The following is a 317-nucleotide window of genomic DNA, read 5'->3' on the forward strand; positions in this document are numbered from 1 at the left end:
CCCCCCCCCCCCCCCCCCCCCCCCCCCCCCCCCCCCCCCCCCCCCCCCCCCCCCCCCCCCCCCCCCCCCCCCCCCCCCCCCCCCCCCCCCCCCCCCCCCCCCCCCCCCCCCCCCCCCCTTTCCAAGCCGAAGACGGCATACGAGATGATACCTCCTGTCTCGTGGGCTCGGAGATGTGTATAAGAGACAGGGTCTGGTTGGTGCACCATCGTAGCAGGCCGTTAACGGCAGCGGCCAAGGCGTTAATGGCGCTGATGCTCAAGCCCAAAGCTGTGTAAATAAGAGGCGTTTTTGACGGAAAGCTCGGTGAATTTGTG

Annotated in this window: 1 pseudogene; it reads left to right on the forward strand. The window is 70.3% G+C overall.

Annotated features, from left to right (window positions below):
- Positions 1-278 (forward strand): annotated as a pseudogene (locus JHD74_RS26290) (hypothetical protein); the annotation flags it as partial.
- Positions 279-317 lie beyond the last annotated feature (39 nt).

Source organism: Serratia sp. ASV30 (assembly GCF_016428815.1).
Taxonomy (GTDB): Bacteria; Pseudomonadota; Gammaproteobacteria; order Enterobacterales; family Enterobacteriaceae; genus Chania; species Chania fonticola_C.